This window comes from Streptomyces sp. NPDC048257, from assembly GCF_043201855.1.
Lineage (GTDB): Bacteria > Actinomycetota > Actinomycetes > Streptomycetales > Streptomycetaceae > Streptomyces.
Window position 1 is genome coordinate 78,203 of sequence record NZ_JBICZI010000020.1, and the last position, 16,062, is coordinate 94,264.

The window sequence follows — 16,062 nt, forward strand, 5'->3', positions numbered from 1 at the left end:
GCGTAGGTAGTGGCGGACAGCTGTCGGGACAGGGGACTGACGAATCGTCGGCGTTGGGTCGCGGGCATCGTCTTCGGCGCGATCCTGCTTTCAGGAGTAGGAACGGCGGCGGCTCAGCTGGTCAAGTCCCCCGCCCAGGCAGCGGCAGACTCGGCGGCCCCGCCGCCGAGTCTGCTCACCGCTCCGGTCGAACGCCGGGTGCTCAAGGACTCGGTGACCCTCCGGGGCACGGTCACGGCCGAGCAGTCGGTGGACGTGAAGGCCTCGGGCAAGGGAGCCTCGGCCGGAGTGTCCGTCGTCACCAGGACGCCGCTCGCGGCCGGGGACGCCGTCAAGCACGGCGCCGTGCTCCTTGAGGTGTCCGGGCGCCCGGTGTTCGCCCTCAAGGGCGCGCTCCCGGCCTATCGGGACATCAAGCCGGGTATGAACGGCCAGGACGTCGCCCAACTGCAGAGCGCGCTGTCCGAGTTGGGGCATGCGACGGGCGGCGACCGGTCCGGCAGCTTCGGAGCCGGCACGAAGGCCGCCCTGTCGGCCTACTACGAAAGCATCGGGTACGAACCGACCGAGGCACAGCAGGACGCTGCGTCGGCCGTGCGGGACGCGACGAAGGCCGTCACCGAGGCCGAGCGCCGCCTCCAGGATGTCCGCGACGGCGGGCAGGCCCGCCCGGCGCCCGGCGGTGCGCAGCCCTCCGGGGCCCCGGGGACGGATGCCAAGGACCTGGGCAAGGACCTGGGCAAGGACCTGGGCAAGGACCTGGGCAAGGAGATCAAGCGGGCCCAGACCGATCTCGACGACGCGCGCAAGGCCCTGACCGACCTCCAGGCCGTGGCGGGCCCCATGGTGCCCGTCTCGGAAGTCGTCTTCCTCGGCGGCTTCCCCGCCCGGGTGGACGCGCTCCTCGCGCGCGTGGGAGCGGAGCCGTCCGGAAAGGCCATGACGGTGTCCGCCGGTGCCCTCGTGGTCAACGGCTACCTGCAGCCCCATCAGAAGGGGCTGGTCCGCAAGGGGCAGCCGGTGCAGATCCTTTCCGAGAGTTCCGGGGTGAAGGGGCAGGCCCAGGTGGCGTCCGTGGCGGACGCCATCGCCCGCCCGGCCGCGGCCGGAGAGGGAACCACCGCGGACCGCGGGCCGGCAGAGGGCCAGGGCCAGGCGCAGGGCTACCTCATGGTGGTCAAGCCCGAGGCCGGGCTCGACCCCTCGCTCGCCGGCCAGAGCGTCCGGCTCACCGTCGAAGCGGGCTCGACCGGAGGACCGGTCCTGGTGGTCCCGGTTTCGGCGGTCTCTGCGGGAACCGACGGCGGTACTTACGTTCAGGTGCTGGGGAAGGACGGTGCGCGCCGCAGGGCCGAGGTGACCACCGGGGTCACCGGCGACGGTTACGTCGAGGTGCGTCCCCTCGACGGCGCATCGCTCGCCGAAGGGGACAAGGTCGTCACCGGCCTGTCCTCCGCGCGGCGGCCGGGGGCGTCGCGGTGACGACGCAGCAGCCGGTCGTCGAGCTGCGGGGAGCCGCACTCACCTATCCCGGCCCCCCGCCGGTGCAGGCGCTCGGCCACGTCGACCTGGTCGTGCACAAGGGTGAGTTCCTGACGGTCGTCGGTCCTTCGGGATCGGGGAAGTCGACCTTCCTGAACGTGGTCGGACTCCTGGACTCGCCGACGGCCGGCACCTACCTCCTCGACGGACTGGACACGGGAGCGCTCCACGACACCGACCGCACGGCCCTGCGGGGCCGGCGCATCGGCTTCGTCTTCCAGGCCTTCCACCTCCTGCCGCACCGCAGCGCCTGGGAGAACGTGGCCATGGCCCTGCTCTACCAGGGTGTGCCCGCCGCAGCCCGGAAGGAGCGCGCCGAAGAGGCGTTGCGCCGGGTCGGGCTGGAGCACCGGATGGACGCGATGCCGACCACGCTCTCGGGTGGGGAACGCCAGCGCGTCGCCGTGGCGCGCGCCCTCGTGGGCCGCCCCTCCCTGCTGCTGTGCGACGAGCCGACGGGCAATCTCGACACCGCGAACGCCGATGCGATCCTCGCCCTCCTGGAGGAACTCAACCGCTCGGGGATGACCGTCATCGTGATCACCCACGACCCGGCCGTCGCGGCGCGCGGCGGCCGCGCGGTGGCGATCCGCGACGGCGTCCTGACGGAAGGCGGGGCGGCATGAAGCGGATCCGAGCCCTGTCCCGTGTGAAGGTCCGCCGGGCGAAGCGCCATGTCGTGCCCTCCCGCATGCGCCGCAGGGACCTGCTCTCCGAAGCCCTGGCCGGAACGCTGCAGCGCCCCGTCCGTTCTGCCCTGACCTCCGTCGGCACCGTCCTCGGTGTCGGCACCTTCGTGGCCATCCTCGGACTGACCGCGACCGCCTCCTCGCAGATCGACGACCGCTTCAACGCGCTCAGCGCCACGGAGGTGACGGTCGAGGACGTCGCGCGGCAGAAGAACGAGTTCGTGGACCTCGCCTTTCCCGAGGACGCCGACGCCCGCGTCGGCAGCCTCAACGGTGTGGAGAACGGCGGCGTGTACTGGCCCGTACGGCTGGCCGAGAAGGACATGGTGCGGTCCTCACCCGTCGGCACCACGCCGGGAGGACGCCGGATCCAAGTGGTCGCGGCCTCCTCCGGGGTACTGCGCGCGGCCGGGCCCGAGCTGGCGGAAGGCCGCCTCTACGACTCCTGGCACGACACCACCGACCAGCGGGTGGCGGTGGTCGGCGCGGGCGTCGCGGCGGACCTGGGCATCACCACCCTCGAGACGCAGCCCGTCGTCTTCATCGGCGACGAACCGTTCACCGTCGTCGGCATCGCCTCGGACGTGGAGCGCAAGGCGGACCTCCTGCTGTCGGTCGTCGTTCCGCGCAGCACGGCCCAGCAGGTATGGGGTCCGCCGCAAGGCGGCGCGATGATGCTCATCGAGACGCAGGTCGGGGCAGCCGCCCAGGTGGCCGGTGAGGTGGCGACGGCCCTCGACCCCGCGCACGCCGATTACTTCAAGGCCGTCCCGCCGATCGACCCGAAGGCCTTGAGGACCAAGGTCACGGGTGATCTGGACCAGCTGTTCCTGTTGCTCGCCTCCATCTGTCTGCTGATCGGGACGGTCGGCATCGCCAACACGACGCTGGTGGCCGTGATGGAACGCACGGGTGAGATCGGCCTGCGCCGGGCCCTGGGCGCCCGCGGCCGCCACATCACCGCCCAGTTCCTCGCGGAGTCGGGTGCGCTGGGCGCGCTCGGCGGCCTCGTCGGGACCTCGCTGGGAACCCTGACCGTCGTCGCTGTCGCCGTGGCCCGGGACTGGACCCCCGTCATCCACCCCGCCACCGCAGCCCTCGCACCCGTCATCGGTCTGGTCACCGGCCTGGTCGCGGGCGTGTACCCGGCCTGGCGGGCCAGCCGTATCCAACCGGTCGAAGCCCTGCGCCGCTAGCCCCTACCGGGTGGCCCGCCCGCGCGCACCGCAGGACCCTCCCGTTTTTGTCCGTACACCTTCGAATGTCAGGAGACAGCTCATGGCCGACGAGATGGTTCGTCTCGCCCAACGATTCGTGAACACGACCTACGGGAACGGTGCGACGCTCGGCATATCCAAGCTGGACGAGAACGGCGTCACCAGCTGGACCACGATGTACGCGCTGACCCGGGCGCTCCAGTACGAGATGGGCGTCAGCTCCCTCTCGGACTCCTTCGGGCCGACGACGCTCTCCACGATCGCGTCGAAGTACGGCAAGCTGGACGAGACGACCGTCCCCTCGGCGAACTTCTGCCGCGTCATCCAGTCCGCCCTGTACTGCAAGGGCTACGACGGTGGTGAGATCGACGGCAAGTACAACTCCCGCGTCCAGGCCGCCGTCGCGAAGCTGATCCAGAACATGGGCCTGAGCACTGCGTACCCGGGCAGCTCCCTGTGGCCGAAGGTCGCCAAGGGCCTGTTCAACATGGACGCCTACGTCACCGTCAACGGTGGCTCGGACGTCGTCCGCACCATCCAGCAGTGGCTGAACGGCCGGTACATCCTGCGCAAGGACTTCTACGCCATCCCCTGCGACGGCCACCACTCCCGTGACGTCGCCAAGTCGATGCTGTTCGCCGTCCAGTACGAGATCGGCATGGCCGACGGCACCGCGAACGGCGCCTTCGGACCGGGCACCCAGGCCGGCCTGAAGTCCCACACGGTCTCGGTCGGGACCACCGGCACGTGGGCGCAGCTGTTCACCGCGGCGATGATCCTCAACAAGCGGTCCGTTCCCTTCGGGGACTTCACCGGCACGGTCAAGGCCGGCGTGGAGAGCTTCCAGTCGTTCATGAAGCTGCCGGTCACCGGGTCCGGCGACTTCCAGACGTGGGCCTCGCTGCTCGTCTCCTACGGCGACCAGTCCCGCAAGGGCACCGCGTGCGACGGTGTCACGATGGTCACGCAGGCCCGCGCCGAGGCGCTGAAGGCCGCCGGCTACAAGTACGTCGGCCGGTACCTCTACAACCCGTCCACCACGTCCCTGCCGGAGAAGGCGATCCAGCCCGGCGAGCTCGCCACGATCAAGGCGAACGGGCTGCGCTGCTTCCCGATCTTCCAGACGTGGAGCCGGTCCGCCGACTACTTCAGCTACAACCAGGGCACGGGCGACGCCTTCCGGGCCATCGAATGGGCCCAGTACCACGGCTTCAAGCCCGGCACGATCATCTACTTCGCGGTCGACTACGACGCGATGGACGGCGAGATCAGCGAATACATCATTCCGCACTTCCGCGGGGTGATGCGGACCATCGGCGAGAACTCCGGCTACGGCGTGGGCGTCTACGGCCCGCGCAACGTGTGCCAGCGCGTCGCGGACGCCGGCTTCGCGGCCACCAGCTTCGTCTCCGACATGTCGAGCGGATTCTCCGGGAACCTCGGCTACCCGATGCCGACCAACTGGGCCTTCGACCAGATCGCCACGATCACCGTGGGCTCGGGCGCCGGCGCGATCAACATCGACAACAACATCGCCTCGGGCCGTGACCTCGGTCAGGCCGACTTCAACGCCGGAGCCTCCTCGGACGGCCTGGACGTCGACCTGGACAAGACCGCCTACCGCGATTCGATGCTCACCGATGTCAAGCAGTACCTGACGATGATCGGCGTGCCGGAGACGGGCGGTGACGGCTGGGACAAGGACTGGGCCACGACCGGCGGCATCTCCACCACGAAGGCCTTCGACCTCATGCTGAGCGCGGACTGGCTCTTCACCTCCCTGGCCCGGCAGCTCCGGCTGCGCAAGGCTCTGATCCAGGCCCCGGTCATGTGGGAGCTGCGCAAGCTGAACCCCCTGGACGTGGTGTCCGACACGGCGGTCCGCAACGGTCTGAAGGATGACTCCAGCACGGGCTGGGGGCAGATCTTCGCGTGGGTGGCCATCGAGGCGCGCAACTACTGCATGCAGCAGGGCATCATCAACGGAACGCCGCTGACGAAGAGCGACATGAAGTCGGTCTGGACCAGCCTGAACACGGACACGACGTACAACATCCGTTCTGCCGCCTACCTGACGGTCTACAACGCGCACCAGCTCGGCATCGCCCGCCCGAGCCTGACCACCAGCGCCGCGCACACCCAGGACCTGCTCGGCCGGTACAACGGTCCCATCACCGACCCGAACGCGCGTGAATACGGTAAGCAGCTGATGGGCCTGTACAACGTGCTCGAGAACTACAACCGGCTTTCCCGCACCAAGTGACCCCGATCATGAGCGTGAATACTGGGCGCATGCGAAGGCAATGGTGGATAGCCGCAGGAGTGAACCTGCTGATGGGAGTGCCCGGTGTGGTGCCGGTCTGGCTCCTTTGGTACATCGCCGTCAACGGGCCGCTCGCCGACCTCGGCTGGACCCTCCGGGATCCCACGGAGAACGACGGCATGCTGCTCTGGCTGGTGATCGCGGCGCCGATCGTGACCCTGTTCGTGCTGCTGTGGTGGCTCGCCAACCACTTCGTACGGCGAGGGAACACGGCGGCGGCTCGGGTCTACTGGCCGGTGTGCGCCCTGGTGACCCTGGTCCCCTCGTTCGCGCTCATGATCCTTCTGTGAGAACGAGGAAGAGATGAACAGCATGCAGAACGCGATGAGCCGCCGGTCCGTGGTCAAGAGCGCCGCGGTGATCGGTGCCGTTGCCGCGATGGGCTCCCTGCTTCCGGGCACGGCCTTTGCCGCGCCGAAGAACGGGGAGGAGCAGCCGAAGAAGCTCCCGACGTCCGCGAACGGGTGGACGATCGAGAAGGAGGCGAACAACGTCTCGACCGTGTGGACCCGTCCGGTCGCCGGCACCGGGCTCAAGGTCGACGTCCGGATCGGTGACGTGGAGGCCCTGCTCCTCCACGTGGTCCGCCGCTTCCACTACGAGGTCGAGCAGCTCAGCGCGGTCGACCTGGCCGGCTGGCGTGCGATCGAGGGGCTCCGCAAGGACGGCCCCGAATCCAACCTCGCGTCCGGCACCGCGGTGCGCGTACGCCCGGGCGCCGCCGCCAAGGGAGGGCTCTTCGCCTACCAGGAGCTGGTGCTGCGGGACATCCTCGCCGACTGCGAGGGAGTCGTGCGCTGGGGTGGCGACGACAAGCACGTCGACGAATCGCTGTTCTACATCGACGGCGGACCGGACGACGAGCGGATCAAGAAGGTCGCGGTCAAGCTCCGGGCCTGGGACGAGACGCCCGGCGCCGGTGCCGGAGTCACCGTGGACGTCCTGGCCCCGACCCGGCGCAGCAGCGCGGACCGGCTGGCGAGCACCCAGCGCTCCGGTGGCGTGACCGCTCGCTGACAAGCGGATGTCCGGCACGGGCCCAGGGCCCGCGCCGGACACCGTCACGCGGTGTCTCAGCCCGCGAAGCCCAGTTCACGCGCGATCAGCATGCGCTGGACCTCGCTCGTGCCCTCGCCGATCTCCAGGATCTTGGAGTCCCGCCACATACGGGCCACCGGGTACTCGTTCATGAACCCGTAGCCGCCGTGGATCTGGGTCGCCTCGCGCGCGTTGTCGACGGCCACCGTCGAGGAGTACAGCTTCGCGATCGCCGCCTCCTTCTTGAACGGCTCACCGGCCACCAGCCGGGAGGCCGCGTCGCGCCAGCCGATGCGGGCCATGTGCGCGCGCATTTCCATGTCGGCCAGCTTGAACTGGATGGCCTGGTTGTCGCCGATCGCCTTGCCGAAGGCGTGCCGCTCCCTGGCGTACTTCACCGACTCGTCCACACAGCCCTGCGCGAGCCCGGTCGCGAGCGCGGAGATGGCGATCCGGCCCTCGTCGAGGATCCGCAGGAACTGCGCGTAGCCGCGGCCCTCCTGGCCCACCAGGTTGGCCAGCGGGACCCGTACGCCGTCGAAGGACAGCTCACGGGTGTCCGAGGAGTTCCAGCCCACCTTGGAGTACGGGGCGGCCACCGTGAAGCCCGGGGTGCCGGACGGGACGATGATCGAGGAGATCTCCGGGCGGCCGTCCGCCTTGCGGCCCGTCACGGCGGTGACCGTGACCAGGCCGGTGATGTCCGTACCCGAGTTGGTGATGAAGCACTTCGAGCCGTTGATGACCCACTCGTCGCCCTCACGGACGGCGGTGGTGCGGGTGCCGCCCGCGTCGGAGCCCGCACCCGGCTCGGTCAGGCCGAAGGCGCCCAGGATCTCGCCGGAGCACATTCTCGGCAGCCACTCGCGCTTCTGCTCCTCGGTGCCGAAGAGGTGGATCGGCATGGCGCCGAGGGAGACCCCGGCCTCCAGGGTGATGGCGACCGAGGAGTCGACCCGGGCCAGCTCCTCCAGGGCGATGCCGAGGGCGAGGTAGTCCCCGCCCATGCCGCCGTACTCCTCCGGGAAGGGCAGGCCGAACAGGCCCATGCGGCCCATCTCGGCGACGATCTCGTACGGGAACTCGTGCCGCTCGTACAGGTCGCCGATCTTCGGGGCGACGACGTCGTGCGCGAACGCCTCCACGGTGCGGCGGAGTTCCTCGTGCTCAGGGGTGAGCCGGTGGTCGAGGGACATGGTGTGACTACTCCTTGTGGGAGAGGGCGCGGACGGTACGGGAGGGGCTGGGGCGTCCCAGCTGTTCGGCCATCCACACGCTCGTGGCGGTGAGGGCGGCCAGATCGACCCCGGTTTCGATGCCGAGGCCGTCGAGCATCCACACCAGGTCCTCGGTCGCGAGGTTGCCGGTGGCGCTCTTCGCGTACGGGCACCCGCCGAGGCCGCCTGCGGAGGCGTCGACGGTGGTCACGCCGTGCTGGAGTGCGGCGAGGGTGTTGGACAGGGCCTGGCCGTAGGTGTCGTGGAAGTGCACGCCGATCCGGTCGGTCGTGACACCGGCCTCGTTCAGCGCGGCGAGCAGGGCCTGCACATGACCGGGGGTGGCCACGCCGATCGTGTCGCCGAGGCTCAGCTCGTCACAGCCGAGGTCCAGCAGGGCCTTGGCGACGGAGACCACCTGGTGGACCGGGACCGGGCCCTCCCAGGGGTCGCCGAAGCACATGGAGAGATAGCCGCGGACGTGCGCCCCGCCCTCCTTGGCGCGGGCCACGACGGGCTCGAACATGGCGAGGGACTCGGCGACGGTCCGGTTGAGGTTGCGGGCGGCGAAGGTCTCTGTGGCCGAGCCGAAGACCGCGATGCGCCGGGCCCCGAGGGCGAGCGCGCGGTCGAGTCCGCGCTCGTTGGGCACGAGGACGGGCAGATCCGCCGCGACGTCGGAAAGCTGCGGGAACAGCTCCTCGGCATCCGCCAGTTGGGGCACCCACTTGGGGTGTACGAAGCTGGTGGCCTCGATGGTGGTCAGTCCGGCGGCGGCGAGGCGGTGGATGAACTCCGCCTTGACGGCGGTGGGGACCGCGCCCTTCTCGTTCTGCAGGCCGTCGCGGGCGCCGACCTCGTGGATGCGGACCCGGGCCGGGAGGCCGGGGGCCGGGACGTTCATGGGCAGCCTGTTCACGCGGCCCCCTCCTCGTCCTCGTCGGGGGTGACGACGGCCAGGATCTGGTCCATGGCGACCGTGGTGCCGGGGGTCACGTCCAGCTCGGTGACGGTGCCGGCGTGCGGGGCGGAGATGACGTGCTCCATCTTCATGGCCTCGACCACGAGGAGGCTCTGCCCGGCCGTGACCCTGTCGCCGACGGCCACCTTGACCACGGTGACGGTGCCGGGCATGGGGGCGGCGAGGGTGTCCGCGCCTCCGCGTCCGGCCCCGCTGAGGTTCGCCACGACGGGGTCGTACGTCTGGACGTGCCAGCTGTCGCCGTCGCGGCCGAGCCAGGTCCCCTCCGGGGAGGTGGCGTGGCTGAACCGGTGCGTGACGCCGTCGAGTTCGACCGTGACGGTGTCGGGGGTGCGGGTGAGGATCCGGCCGCGGGCCGGTGCGCCGGGGGCGCTGCCCCCGGACCCCCGCGCCTCAAACGCCGGCGGGGCTGGATTTGGCCCGGACGAGTCCGAGATGAGGAGCTCGGAGTCCGTTCCCAGGGGGCGAGTACGAACCTGCACCGGATCCTGGCCGGGAAGGCGGAAGTGGTGGACCGTCCAGGCGGGCGTGCCGCCCAGACGCCAGCCGTTGGCGGCGTCGAAGGGGTCGGCCCACCAACCCAGCCCCTCCGGCGTTTGAGGAGCGGGTCCGGGCAGAGCCCGGGGACCCTGCGCCAGCAGGGCTGCAGTGGCGTACACCTCGTCCGGGACCCCCTCCGGCAGGAGCTCGGCGAGGTCCCGTTCCACCAGGCCCGTGTCCAGGTCGCCGGAGACCACGTCCGGGTGGGCCAGGAGCCTGCGCAGGAAACCCGCGTTCGTCTGGACACCCAGGATCACGGTGTCCGCCAGAGCCCCCCGCAGCAAGCGCAGCGCACTGGCGCGGTCGGGCCCGTACGCGATGACCTTGGACAGCATCGGGTCGTACGTCGAGCCCACCGGCACGCCCGCCGTCAGCCCGGAGTCCGTACGCACCGCACCGCCCGACGGCTCGGACAGGGCCCGGACGGTGCCGCCGGACGGCAGGAACCCGCGCGCCGGGTCCTCCGCGCAGACGCGGGCCTCGATGGCGTGCCCGGTCAGCGTCACCTCGGACTGGCCGAAGTCGAGGGGAGCGCCCGCCGCCACGCGCAGCTGCTGCTCCACCAGGTCCAGCCCGGTGATCAGCTCCGTCACCGGGTGCTCGACCTGGAGGCGGGTGTTCATCTCCATGAAGTAGTAGGCGGAGGGGTCGCCGCCCGGCACGATGAACTCCACCGTGCCCGCGCCGACGTACCCGCAGGAGCGGGCCGCGTCGACCGCCGCCGCGCCCATCGCCGCACGGGTCTTCTCGTCGAGCAGGACCGACGGCGCCTCCTCGATGACCTTCTGGTGGCGGCGCTGCAGCGAGCACTCGCGCTCGCCGAGGTGCACCACGTTCCCGTGGGCGTCCGCGAGGACCTGGATCTCGATGTGCCGCGGCCGGTCCACCCACCGCTCGACCAGCAGCGTGTCGTCGCCGAAGGAGGACCGCGCCTCGCGGCGGGCCGCCGCGATCTCCTCGGCCAGCACCGCCTCGTCGCGCACCAGCCGCATGCCCTTGCCGCCGCCGCCCGCCGAGGGCTTGAGCAGCACCGGCATGCCGATCTGGGCCGCGGCGGCGACCAGTTCGGCGTCGGTCAGGCCGCTGCCGGAGGAGCCCGGCACCACGGGCACGCCCGCGGCCTTCACGGTCTCCTTGGCGCGGATCTTGTCGCCCATCAGGGAGATGGCGGAGGCCGGGGGCCCGATGAAGGCGAGTCCGGCGTCGGCGCAGGCCTGCGCGAAGGCCGCGTTCTCGGCGAGGAAGCCGTAGCCGGGGTGGACGGCCTCGGCGCCGGTGCGCCGGGCGGCATCCAGCAGCCGCTCCACCGACAGGTAGCTCTCGGCGGCCGCGGCCGGGCCGATCCGGACGGCCGTGTCGGCCTCCCGGACATGGCGGGCGTCCGCGTCGGCGTCGCTGAAGACGGCCACGGAGCGGATGCCGAGCTGCCGCAGGGTGCGGATGACCCGGACCGCGATCTCGCCCCGGTTCGCCACCAGAACAGTGCTGAACATCAGTGAGGTCCTCACGTCACATACGGAAGATGCCGAAGCCCGAGTCGCCCAGGGGGGCGTTCGCGCACGCGGTCAGGGCCAGTCCCAGCACCTGCCGGGTTTCCATCGGGTCGATGACGCCGTCGTCCCACAGCCGCGCGGTGGCGTAGTAGGCGTTGCCCTGCTCCTCGTACTGCGCGCGGACCGGGGCCTTGAAGGCCTCCTCGTCCTCGGCGGGCCACTCCTGGCCCGCGCCCTCGATCTGGTCGCGCTTGACCGTGGCGAGCACCGAGGCCGCCTGCTCCCCGCCCATCACGGAGATCTTGGCGTTGGGCCACATCCACAGGAACCGGGGCGAGTACGCCCGGCCGCACATCGAGTAGTTGCCGGCGCCGTACGAGCCGCCGACCACCACCGTCAGCTTCGGCACCCGGGTGCAGGCCACCGCCGTCACCATCTTGGCGCCGTGCTTGGCGATGCCGCCCGCCTCGTAGTCCTTGCCGACCATGAAGCCCGAGATGTTCTGGAGGAAGAGCAGCGGGATGCCGCGCTGGTCGCACAGCTCGATGAAGTGCGCGCCCTTCTGGGCGGACTCGGCGAACAGGATGCCGTTGTTGGCGATGATCCCGACCGGGTGACCGTGGATCCGGGCGAAGCCGGTGACCAGCGTCTGGCCGAACTCGGACTTGAACTCCTGGAAGCGGGAGCCGTCCACGATCCGGGCGATGATCTCGCGGGCGTCGTACGGGGTGCGCGAGTCGACGGGGACCGCGCCGTACAGCCCGTACGGGTCCACCTTGGGCTCTTCCGGCGCCTCGACCGACCAGGGCAGGGCCCCGCGCTCGGGCAGGGTCGCCACGATGTTCCGTACGATCCGCAGCGCGTGCGCGTCGTCCTCCGCGAGGTGGTCGGTCACGCCGGAGACCCGGGAGTGGACCTCGCCGCCGCCGAGCTCCTCGGCCGTGACCACCTCGCCGGTGGCGGCCTTCACCAGCGGCGGGCCGCCGAGGAAGATCGTGCCCTGGTTGCGGACGATGACGGCCTCGTCGCTCATGGCCGGTACGTACGCCCCGCCCGCCGTGCAGGAGCCGAGGACGGCGGCGATCTGCGGGATGCCGGCCCCCGACATGCGGGCCTGGTTGTAGAAGATGCGGCCGAAGTGCTCCCGGTCGGGGAAGACCTCGTCCTGCATGGGGAGGAAGGCGCCGCCCGAGTCGACCAGGTAGAGGCAGGGGAGACGGTTCTCCAGGGCCACCTCCTGGGCGCGGAGGTGCTTCTTGACGGTCATCGGGTAGTACGTGCCGCCCTTGACGGTGGCGTCGTTCGCGACGATCACGCACTCGCGGCCGCTGACCCGGCCGATGCCCGCGATGACCCCGGCGGCGGGCGCCGCACCCCCGTACATGCCCTCGGCGGCCAGCGGGGCCAGCTCCAGGAAGGGCGATCCGGGGTCGAGGAGGGTGTCCACGCGGTCGCGGGGGAGGAGCTTCCCGCGGGCGGTGTGGCGGGCGCGGGCCTTCTCGCCGCCACCGAGCCGGGCCGCGTCGAGCCGGGCGCGCAGGCCCTCGGTCAGCTCGCGGTGGGCGGCCTCGTTGGTCCGCCAGGCCTCGGACGCCGGGTCCGCGGCGCTCGTCAGCACTGGTGCCTGCTGCATCGGTCGAGCTCCCTTGCTCGTTCCACTTGCTCGGTGCACGCTGTTAGTGAGCGTTAACGTGTGTGGGGCTTAGGTTAACGACCGCTAACGGCCCTGTCTAGAATGGTTTCCCATGAGCACCAGAGCGGCCGCCCCCACCCGTCGCGAGCAGATCCTCAACGAGGCCGCTCGTCTCTTCGCCGCGCGCGGATTCCACGGCGTCGGCGTCGACGAGATAGGAGCCGCGGTGGGCATCAGCGGCCCCGGCCTGTACCGGCACTTCGCGGGCAAGGACGCCATGCTCGCCGAACTGCTCGTCGGCATCAGCGAACGACTGCTGACCGGCGGCCGCCACCGGGTGGCGCAGGCGGCGGGCGAACCGGCCCGGGTGCTGTCCTCCCTCATCGACGGCCACATCGACTTCGCGCTCGACGACCGGGCGCTGATCACCCTGCACGACCGGGAGCTCGACCGGCTCCGGGACGCCGACCGCAAGCTCGTACGGCAGCTGCAGCGCCAGTACGTGGAGCTGTGGGTGGAGGTCGTACGGGAACTGCACCCGGAGGTCGTCGAGGCGGAGGTACGGGTCTCCGTGCACGCGGTCTTCGGTCTGCTCAACTCCACCCCGCACCTGGCGGCCCTGGGGCGCGAGGCGACGGAATCGCTGCTGAGGCGCCTCGCGCACGGCGCGTTCGGGGCGCTGTCGGCATGACCCGGGGCGTCCGCCGACCGGAATGGACGCGCCGCCTCCGGCCCGGCGGCGGCAGAATGGCCCGTATGCCGAAGCCGATAGAGACGCCGAGCCGTGCCGAACTCATCGACCACCTGGTCCGTACCCGGATCGCGGGGCAGGTCGCGACTCCGCGCGAGAACAACCTCAGCCACTACCGCAAGCTCGCCAACGGCGACCGGCACTACTGGCTCGGCCTGGAGCTGGGCGACCGCTGGACGGACGAGCAGGACGTGCTCGCGGTGATGGCGGAGCGGTGCGGGGTCGTGGACGACCCGGCGTTCCGGTACGGCCAGGACACCATCGACCCGGAGCTGACCGTGGCCGGCCTGGACCGGCTGGCGGCGCGACTGCGCAAGGCCGCGCTGGACCGGCAGGGCGTGCTGTTCGCCACCGGGCACCCGGGCGGCCTGCTGGACGTCCACCGGGCCACGGCGGCGGCCCTGCGCGCCGCGGGCTGCGAGATCGTGGTGATCCCCCCGGGCCTGGTGGCGGACGAGGGCTCGGTGTGGCAGTTCGCCGACGTCGCGGTCCTGGAGCGGGGCGCGACCCTGTGGCACACCCACTCGCCGGAGCCGATGGCCGCGATCCTGGACGCCCTGGCGGCCGGGAACCGCCCGCAGCCGGACCTGGTCGTCGCCGACCACGGCTGGGCGGGCTGCGCGGCCCAGCGCGGCCTGGACGCGGTCGGCTACGCCGACTGCAACGACCCGGCGCTCTTCCTCGGCGAGGCCGAGGGCACCCTCCAGGTGGCGGTCCCCCTGGACGACCACGTCCGTGACCCCCGCTACTACGACCCGATGGTGGCGTACCTCCTGGACGCGGCGGGCCTGACGGACGCGTAGCGCGGTCGGATCCGTCAGCCCCGCCGCCCGGCTGCCCGGCCGGGCCGTTGTCAGTGGTGCTGGCTACGGTCGCTGTATGTCGAAGTCCGCGAAGACGTACAACCCGCTGTCCGTACTGGCCGACGATCCCCAAGGCCGCTCCCTGGGGCTTGAGTTGCCGCCGGGTGCGGTCATCGGCGCGCCGGGGCGGCGGCGGTGGGGGAAGGCGGCCGAGCCGTTGGCCTGGGTGTCCGACGAGGCCGTGGGGGTCGGTGCGTTCGCCGCGTACCGGAGCCCCGCGTTCGCGGCCGCCGGGCTGCAGGCCGTGCTGCTCCAGGATCGCCGCGGGCTCGAACGGTGGTGGCAGGAGCGGGAGTTCGCGCCGGAGCGGATGTCCGACCCCGACGACCACCACGTCGAGCCGGTGCTGCGCGAGTACTGGGCCGCGGTGGTGCCCGATCCGCAGGAGGGAGCCGAGGGCGAGGAGCTCATCGCGCCCTTCGGCCGCGACTGGCCGGGGCTCGCGGAGGCGGGTCCCGATGGCGGCGCGGACCCGGAGGCCGCCGCCTGCGCGCTCGCGGACGAGCTGATGGCGAGCGGCGCCCTGCCGAGCCCGCGGCTCGCCCTGGTCCCCGCGGGCCGCGGGGCCGACGTCCCCACCGCGATGGGCTGGTGCGGGCCGACCAACCACGAGAACGACACCGCCCTCATCAGCACGGTGCTGCGCTCCTGGGAGGACCGCTTCGGCGCCCGGGTCGTCGCCCTCGGCTTCGACGAACTCCACGTGTCCGTGGCGGCCCCGCCGCGTACGGTCACGCGGGCGCTCCCCGTCGCGGCGGAGCACTTCGCCTTCGCGCCCGACAACATCTGGCAGGGCTCCGGCAGCATCCGCGCCTACGCGGACGAGGCGGTCACCGGCAGCAACCACTGGGGTTTCTGGTGGGACTGAGGGCCGCCGATCAGGCCGGGCTCGTGCGCGGGACGCGTACGACGCCCTCCTGGATGACGGTCACGGCCAGCCGGCCGTCCTGGGTCCAGATGCGGGCCTGGCCCAGACCGCGGCCCGCGGCCGCCGAGGGCGACTCCTGGTCGTACAGCAGCCACTCGTCCGCGCGGAACGGCCGGTGGAACCACATCGCGTGGTCCAGCGAGGCGCCGACCACGTCGCCCACCGCCCAGCCGCCCCGCCCGTGCGCGAGCAGCACCGAGTCCAGCAGGGTCATGTCGGAGACGTAGGTGGCCAGACAGGTGTGCAGCAGCGGATCGGCGCTGTCCAGCTTGCCGGCCGTACGGAACCACACCTGCGAGCGCGGTTCCACGGGCTCGCCCACGCTGCCCCAGGGCGGGGTCGTCGCGTAGCGCAGGTCCACCGCCTCCCGGGTCTCGATCAGCCGCTCCACCGTGCCGGGGTCGCGGAAGATCTCCCGGTACGCGGGCAGCGACTCGGCCGCGGTGGGCAGCGACTCCGGGTCCGGGGCGGACGGCATGGCGACCTGGTGGTCGAGGCCGTCCTCGTACTTCTGGAACGACGCGGAGAGGTGGAAGATCGGCTGGCCGTGCTGGACGGCGACGACCCGGCGCGTGGTGAAGGAGCGCCCGTCGCGGATCCGGTCCACCGAGTAGACGATGGGCGCACCCGTGTCCCCGGTGCGCAGGAAGTACGAGTGCAGGGAGTGCGCGGTGCGGTCCTCGGGGACGGTCCGCCCGGCCGCGACCAGCGCCTGGGCCGCGACCTGACCGCCGAAGACGCGCGGCACCAGGGAAGGCCTGCTGGTGCCGCGGAAGATGTTCTCCTCGATCTGCTCGAGGTCGAGCAGATCGAGGAGGGACGTCAGTGCCTCGTTCATGGGTGAAG

14 protein-coding genes are annotated in these 16,062 nt (G+C 71.4%); 9 read left to right on the forward strand and 5 right to left on the reverse strand.

Annotated elements, in window-relative coordinates; all coding sequences use genetic code 11:
* The first annotated feature begins 9 nt into the window (after window positions 1–9).
* The 6 genes from ACGFZK_RS28915 to ACGFZK_RS28940 all read left to right on the forward strand — a co-directional run bounded on the left by ACGFZK_RS28915 (window position 10) and on the right by ACGFZK_RS28940 (window position 6,788).
* Window positions 10–1,482, forward strand: coding sequence for a hypothetical protein (locus ACGFZK_RS28915; RefSeq protein WP_393851789.1), 1,473 nt, complete (start codon window positions 10–12; stop codon window positions 1,480–1,482).
* Entirely contained in the window at window positions 1,479–2,168 is a 690-nt protein-coding gene (locus ACGFZK_RS28920; RefSeq protein ID WP_393851790.1) for an ABC transporter ATP-binding protein, read from the forward strand. Before ACGFZK_RS28915 ends, ACGFZK_RS28920 begins: the two co-directional genes overlap by 4 nt.
* Window positions 2,165–3,427: an ABC transporter permease gene (locus ACGFZK_RS28925; protein WP_393851791.1), complete on the forward strand. Its 1,263-nt coding sequence runs from the start codon at window positions 2,165–2,167 to the stop codon at window positions 3,425–3,427. The genes ACGFZK_RS28920 and ACGFZK_RS28925 overlap by 4 nt, the downstream gene beginning before the upstream one ends.
* Before the next feature lie 82 nt (window positions 3,428–3,509).
* A complete protein-coding gene (locus ACGFZK_RS28930; protein ID WP_393851792.1) occupies window positions 3,510–5,711 on the forward strand; it encodes a glycoside hydrolase domain-containing protein in 2,202 nt (733 codons plus the stop codon).
* A 29-nt stretch (window positions 5,712–5,740) separates the two neighbouring features.
* A complete protein-coding gene (locus ACGFZK_RS28935) occupies window positions 5,741–6,061 on the forward strand; it encodes a hypothetical protein (protein WP_393851793.1) in 321 nt (106 codons plus the stop codon).
* A 22-nt stretch (window positions 6,062–6,083) separates the two neighbouring features.
* A complete protein-coding gene (locus ACGFZK_RS28940; protein ID WP_393851829.1) occupies window positions 6,084–6,788 on the forward strand; it encodes a twin-arginine translocation signal domain-containing protein in 705 nt (234 codons plus the stop codon).
* 56 nt (window positions 6,789–6,844) lie between these two features.
* Here ACGFZK_RS28940 and ACGFZK_RS28945 read toward each other — a convergent pair whose 3' ends face one another.
* The 4 genes from ACGFZK_RS28945 to ACGFZK_RS28960 are packed head-to-tail and all read right to left on the reverse strand — an operon-like array spanning window position 6,845 to window position 12,674.
* Window positions 6,845–8,005: an acyl-CoA dehydrogenase family protein gene (locus ACGFZK_RS28945; RefSeq protein WP_393851794.1), complete on the reverse strand. Its 1,161-nt coding sequence runs from the start codon at window positions 8,003–8,005 to the stop codon at window positions 6,845–6,847.
* A gap of 7 nt (window positions 8,006–8,012) precedes the next feature.
* Window positions 8,013–8,930: a hydroxymethylglutaryl-CoA lyase gene (locus tag ACGFZK_RS28950; protein ID WP_393851830.1), complete on the reverse strand. Its 918-nt coding sequence runs from the start codon at window positions 8,928–8,930 to the stop codon at window positions 8,013–8,015.
* Window positions 8,931–8,941: 11 nt separating this feature from the next.
* Window positions 8,942–11,041 (reverse strand): biotin carboxylase N-terminal domain-containing protein, encoded by a 2,100-nt coding sequence (locus ACGFZK_RS28955; RefSeq protein WP_393851795.1) that lies wholly within the window; start codon window positions 11,039–11,041, stop codon window positions 8,942–8,944.
* Between the two features lie 16 nt (window positions 11,042–11,057).
* Entirely contained in the window at window positions 11,058–12,674 is a 1,617-nt protein-coding gene (locus ACGFZK_RS28960; RefSeq protein ID WP_393851796.1) for a carboxyl transferase domain-containing protein, read from the reverse strand.
* A 112-nt stretch (window positions 12,675–12,786) separates the two neighbouring features.
* On the opposite strand from ACGFZK_RS28960, the gene ACGFZK_RS28965 reads away from it, so the two are divergent.
* The 3 genes from ACGFZK_RS28965 to ACGFZK_RS28975 all read left to right on the forward strand — a co-directional run bounded on the left by ACGFZK_RS28965 (window position 12,787) and on the right by ACGFZK_RS28975 (window position 15,156).
* Window positions 12,787–13,365, forward strand: coding sequence for a TetR/AcrR family transcriptional regulator (locus ACGFZK_RS28965; protein WP_393851797.1), 579 nt, complete (start codon window positions 12,787–12,789; stop codon window positions 13,363–13,365).
* 56 nt (window positions 13,366–13,421) lie between these two features.
* Window positions 13,422–14,228 carry a phosphatase gene (locus ACGFZK_RS28970; protein ID WP_393851798.1) on the forward strand — a complete coding sequence of 269 codons (807 nt, stop codon included), beginning with the start codon at window positions 13,422–13,424 and terminating at the stop codon, window positions 14,226–14,228.
* A gap of 76 nt (window positions 14,229–14,304) precedes the next feature.
* Window positions 14,305–15,156 carry a DUF4253 domain-containing protein gene (locus ACGFZK_RS28975; protein ID WP_393851799.1) on the forward strand — a complete coding sequence of 284 codons (852 nt, stop codon included), beginning with the start codon at window positions 14,305–14,307 and terminating at the stop codon, window positions 15,154–15,156.
* Between the two features lie 10 nt (window positions 15,157–15,166).
* On the opposite strand, the gene tesB is transcribed toward ACGFZK_RS28975, so the two are convergent.
* On the reverse strand, window positions 15,167–16,054 hold the full coding sequence (gene tesB, locus ACGFZK_RS28980; RefSeq protein WP_393851800.1) for an acyl-CoA thioesterase II: 888 nt from the start codon (window positions 16,052–16,054) through the stop codon (window positions 15,167–15,169).
* Window positions 16,055–16,062 lie beyond the last annotated feature (8 nt).

Coding starts and splice junctions, on each gene's coding strand:
- ACGFZK_RS28925 (WP_393851791.1), top strand. CDS start 2,165: ATGAAGCGGATCCGAGCCCTGTCCCGTGTGAAGGTCCGCCGGGCGAAG.
- ACGFZK_RS28930 (WP_393851792.1), top strand. CDS start 3,510: ATGGCCGACGAGATGGTTCGTCTCGCCCAACGATTCGTGAACACGACC.
- ACGFZK_RS28935 (WP_393851793.1), top strand. CDS start 5,741: ATGCGAAGGCAATGGTGGATAGCCGCAGGAGTGAACCTGCTGATGGGA.
- ACGFZK_RS28940 (WP_393851829.1), top strand. CDS start 6,084: ATGCAGAACGCGATGAGCCGCCGGTCCGTGGTCAAGAGCGCCGCGGTG.
- ACGFZK_RS28945 (WP_393851794.1), bottom strand. CDS start 8,005: ATGTCCCTCGACCACCGGCTCACCCCTGAGCACGAGGAACTCCGCCGC.
- ACGFZK_RS28950 (WP_393851830.1), bottom strand. CDS start 8,930: ATGAACGTCCCGGCCCCCGGCCTCCCGGCCCGGGTCCGCATCCACGAG.
- ACGFZK_RS28955 (WP_393851795.1), bottom strand. CDS start 11,041: ATGTTCAGCACTGTTCTGGTGGCGAACCGGGGCGAGATCGCGGTCCGG.
- ACGFZK_RS28960 (WP_393851796.1), bottom strand. CDS start 12,674: ATGCAGCAGGCACCAGTGCTGACGAGCGCCGCGGACCCGGCGTCCGAG.
- ACGFZK_RS28965 (WP_393851797.1), top strand. CDS start 12,787: ATGAGCACCAGAGCGGCCGCCCCCACCCGTCGCGAGCAGATCCTCAAC.
- ACGFZK_RS28970 (WP_393851798.1), top strand. CDS start 13,422: ATGGCCCGTATGCCGAAGCCGATAGAGACGCCGAGCCGTGCCGAACTC.
- ACGFZK_RS28975 (WP_393851799.1), top strand. CDS start 14,305: ATGTCGAAGTCCGCGAAGACGTACAACCCGCTGTCCGTACTGGCCGAC.
- tesB (WP_393851800.1), bottom strand. CDS start 16,054: ATGAACGAGGCACTGACGTCCCTCCTCGATCTGCTCGACCTCGAGCAG.